The 3,265-nt window shown below is 66.9% G+C and carries 4 protein-coding genes; 2 read left to right on the top strand and 2 right to left on the bottom strand.

The genetic code is table 11. From position 1 onward, the window contains the following. Positions 1 to 131: 131 nt before the first annotated feature. A complete protein-coding gene (locus GX543_RS01405) occupies positions 132 to 1,181 on the bottom strand; it encodes a biotin/lipoate A/B protein ligase family protein (RefSeq protein WP_290849333.1) in 1,050 nt (349 codons plus the stop codon). 59 nt (positions 1,182 to 1,240) lie between these two features. Here GX543_RS01405 and GX543_RS01400 point away from each other — a divergent pair, with 59 nt between their 5' ends. Beyond that, positions 1,241 to 1,861, top strand: a complete 621-nt coding sequence (locus GX543_RS01400; RefSeq protein ID WP_290849332.1) for a DUF4203 domain-containing protein — start codon at positions 1,241 to 1,243, stop codon at positions 1,859 to 1,861. A 160-nt stretch (positions 1,862 to 2,021) separates the two neighbouring features. Here the strand turns inward: GX543_RS01400 and GX543_RS01395 are convergent, their stop codons facing one another. After that, the gene (locus tag GX543_RS01395; protein ID WP_290849331.1) at positions 2,022 to 2,231 is read right to left on the bottom strand and encodes a CsbD family protein; all 210 of its coding nucleotides are present in this window, start codon (positions 2,229 to 2,231) and stop codon (positions 2,022 to 2,024) included. A gap of 259 nt (positions 2,232 to 2,490) precedes the next feature. On the opposite strand from GX543_RS01395, the gene GX543_RS01390 reads away from it, so the two are divergent. Beyond that, positions 2,491 to 3,243 carry a DUF6319 family protein gene (locus GX543_RS01390; RefSeq protein ID WP_290849329.1) on the top strand — a complete coding sequence of 251 codons (753 nt, stop codon included), beginning with the start codon at positions 2,491 to 2,493 and terminating at the stop codon, positions 3,241 to 3,243. Positions 3,244 to 3,265 lie beyond the last annotated feature (22 nt).

Below are 3,265 nucleotides of genomic sequence, written 5' to 3'. Positions count from 1 at the left end.
CGACTTCCCGTGGAACAGGACCGAGGAATGTCCGGACCACGGCGCGGAGATCACCGCGGGCAGGGAGCGGCAGCACCGTGCGACCCTCGCATTGCGAGAAGCGGTCCGGACAGCGGTGACTACGACATCTACTACGGAACCCGGTAGGTCCACTCCGGCGTACTGAACTTCTCGTCGACCAACTCTCGCGCCGCGGACATCTCTGCTTCGGAGTATCCCGCTTCCCGGGTTTCGTACCGCGTGCGGAAGTGGGCGAGGAACGCGTCGATGATGTCGGCGCGCGTCATCCCGGTCTGCGACCGCATCGGATCGACTCGCTTGCCCGAACTGGTGATGCCCTTGTCGGAGATCTTCTCGCGGCCGATCCGGAGGACCTCGGTCATCTTGTCGGCGTCGATGTCGTACGACATCGTCACGTGGTGCAGCACCGCACCGGCGACGATCCGCTTCTGCGCGGCACCGCCGATCTTGCCCTGATCGGAGACGATGTCGTTGATCGGCACGTACCGCGCGGTGATGCCGACGTCGGCCAGCGCGCCCATCACCCACTGGTCGAGGAACTCGTACGACCGCTCGAAGCTGAGCCCGTCCACCAGCGACGTCGGGACGACGAGCGAGTAGGTGATGCAGTTGCCGGGCTCCATGAACATCGCGCCGCCGCCGGAGATGCGGCGCACGACGCCGATGCCGTGCCGCTGCGCGGCCTCCTCGTCGACCTCATTGCGCACCGACTGGAACGAGCCGATCACCACCAGCGGTGAGTCCCAGTCCCAGAACCGCAGCGTCGGCGGTCGGGTGCCCGCAGCGACTTCGCGCATGATGACCTCGTCGAGCGCGACGTGCATGGCGGGCGAGAGGACGGTCGGTTCGATGACGTCGAAGATGTGGTCGTGCCAGCTGGTGGCGTGACCGAGAGCGCGGCGGATCGCAACGCCCACCGACTCGGGGTTGAACCCGATCATCGAGACGCCCTCGGGCAGGGCATCGGCGATCCGCTCCCCCAATGCGGCTGACGTCGCCGTCACCGGCGCTCCTATCACCGCGCCGGTGATCATCTCGAGCGCGTCGTCGGGTTCGAGGAAGAAGTCACCCGAGAGCGACACCTTCGTCAGTCGGTCGTCGGCGGTCTCGACGTCGACCACCACGAGTTTGCCGCCCAGAACTTTGTATTCGCCATGCACACCACCAGGGTATCCACGAAGCGTTCGAATCGGTCGCCGTCAGTGGCTACCGTTACTCCATGCCCAGCATCCTCATCGGCCTGATCGCCGTCATCATCGGTGCCCTGTTCTGCTTCCGCGGCGTCGTCGCCATGCGATTCGTCATCACCATCTGGGGCGCGTTCGTCGGCTTCAACCTCGGCGCGGGCCTGGTCTCCGCGTTCACCGGCGACGACTACCTGTCCACGGTGCTCGGGTGGATCGTCGGCATCCTGGTCGCCCTGTTCTTCGGCATGCTCGCCTACCTCTACTACGTGGTCGCCGTGACCTTGGCGATGGCGTCGATCGGCTTCCTGATCGGAACGGCGCTGATGGCGGCGCTCGGCGTCACGTGGAGCTGGGTGCTGATCCTGGTCGGTGTGATCGTCGGCGTCCTGCTCGCGGTGGCCACCCTGAAACTGAATCTGCCCGCGATCCTGCTGGTGGTGCTCAGCGCGCTGGGCGGGTCGACCGCGATCGTCGGCGGCTTCATGCTGCTGACCACCACGATCGATCTCGACGATTTCAACCGCGCCAACGTCACCGCGACTATCGGCCACAACTGGTGGTGGTATGTGATTTACCTGCTGCTGGTGATCGCCGGCGTGATCGCGCAAGCGCGCGTGCTCGGGGACAACAAGGATCTGCAGTCGCAGTGGTGATCGGTGACGCTCGTACCGGGCGCTGCTGACCGGAGCGTCCCCGTAGGAGGCGTTCGAGGGCGATTTGCCCTCGGACGGACCCCACGGGGACGCGGCGGTCACCATCGCGCCATAGACAACGGCCCGTCGCTTCCGCGACGGGCCGTTCTCACGCTGCGTGTCAGCGTCCGGTCAGTTTGTCCTTGACCGAGTCGACGCCGTCCTTGACCTTGTCGGCCAGCTCGGTCACCTTCTCCTTGGCACCGGCCTGGCCTTGGTCGACCTGGCCTTCGGCCTTCAAATCGTCATTGTCAGTCGCCGCACCGGCGGCTTCCTTGGCCCGACCCTTCAGGTCCTCGGCCTTGTTCCGTACGTCATCGGAAAAGCTCATCTGTCCTCCATTAGTTGTCGGATGGAACTGTTCTTCCTCGGTGGTCATCACTCGTTCGGACGACTACCCCGACGTTACCTAGGGTCGACGCGGTCCGCAGAAGTCGAGGTCATGACACTGATCCCGTCGCCGTAGGCGGTGTGGCCGCGGCCACACACTGCGCCGCGACCCACCCCCACACTTCGCACACCCGTGCGATCACACCGACTCAATGTGCGAAAGTAGACGCACTACTTCTCACCACGGGAAAGGCCCGCTCATGCCTCCGCGCCGCCGCTCGGTCTCCGAGTCACTGACGTCCGACGACCTCACTGCGCTCGCCACCGCCCTGGCCGACGGCAAGCGCGCCACCGTCTACATGCGCGAAGCCACCCCGAGCCTCGGACTGGCCGCGGGCGCGTCGGCGCGGGTGATCTCGATCGACGGGACCACGGTCACCGTGAAGCCGAGTGGGGTCGACGACGAACTCCCGTACGAGGCCGACGAACTGCGCATCACCAAGGCTGCTCCCCCGGCACCAGAGAAGCCGAAGAAGGCGGCCCCGGCGCGGAAGGCGGCCCCGAAGCCGGCACCTGCGCCGACCCCCGCTCCCGCGCCTGCTCCGGCGAAGAAGGCTGCTCCCGCCGCGAAGCCAGCACCTGCTGCCCCGACGACCGAGCCGGCCTCACCCGTCGCGAAGAAACCCGCCCAGAAGCCCGCGGCCAAGGTGGTCCGTCGCACCGGTGCCAAGAAGCCTCCGGCTTCGGTGACCGTGACACTGTTCGGCTCCTCCGACAACGAGTGGTCGGTGGCCGTCACGCGGGGCGGTCGGAAGCCGGCCCGCTCGCGCACCGTCGCACCGGATTCGGTCGAGTCGGCGCTGAGCGAGCTCGGCGACGGCACCGCGTTCGACGCGGCGGCGTCGGTTCTGAACGCGGCGCGCGAAGAGGCGCAGCGCCGGGTGGAGGAACTGAGCCGTGAACTCCAGGCCGCGCGCGATGCGCTTGCGGCACTGGAGGGTTCGGCCGACTAGGTCCGAGTCAGCCCACGGACTT

Source organism: Gordonia sp. (in: high G+C Gram-positive bacteria), from assembly GCF_012515855.1.
Lineage (GTDB): Bacteria > Actinomycetota > Actinomycetes > Mycobacteriales > Mycobacteriaceae > Gordonia.
This window is presented reverse-complemented; position numbering and strand designations above follow the sequence as displayed.